Source organism: Mucilaginibacter sp. P4_E8 (genome assembly GCF_056401495.1).
Map to the genome: position 1 here is coordinate 1 of NZ_JBFUJG010000439.1, position 696 is coordinate 696.

General features: G+C 31.9%; 1 protein-coding gene. It reads left to right on the plus strand.

Annotation, left to right across the window (positions count from 1 at the left end):
• Positions 1-696, plus strand: a 696-nt coding sequence (locus tag AC1DRQ_RS31995; RefSeq protein ID WP_477430262.1) for a glycosyltransferase family 4 protein, incomplete at both ends; no start/stop codon positions are given.

The window sequence follows — 696 nt, forward strand, 5'->3', positions numbered from 1 at the left end:
GTGCAAGGATTGGTAAATATACCCTCAATCAGAGCAAACTATTCAATCCCTCAAAATTATCCACTTATTAATGTAGGCAAAGGTACCGGACATCCATGGGAGCAATATGATTTACCTCTTTTTTTAAAAAAGAAAGGAAACCCTTTGCTTTTAGGATTATGCAGTACCGGGCCATTATTTTATAAAAATCAAATTGTAACAATTCATGACCTTGCTTTTTTAAATAGCAACTGGCATAGTTTTGCTTTCAGAAATTCATATAAAACATTTTTACCAATACTGGCAAACAAATCAAAACATGTACTTACGGTAAGTGAATTTTCAAAATCAGAACTCATAAAGCATTTTCGTATTCCCGAAGAAAAAATCACGGTGATCTATAATGCCCCTTTTAAAGTATCAGAACCAACTAACCTAACCGAGCCTTTATTACCAGAGAAACCATATATCCTTTCAGTAGGGTCAATTGATCCACGAAAAAATTTAAAGCGACTAATAAAAGCTTTTTGTAAATTAAATAACCCAGATATTTCACTGTTATTAATTGGAGCAAACAATCAAATCTTTACCGAGGATAAGGAGCTTTATGAGTTATTGGAAAATAATAAGAATATAACTTTATTGGGCTATAAAACTGATGCCGAGCTTAAATATTATTATGAAAACGCGCTTTTTTTCATCTATCCTGCATTATAT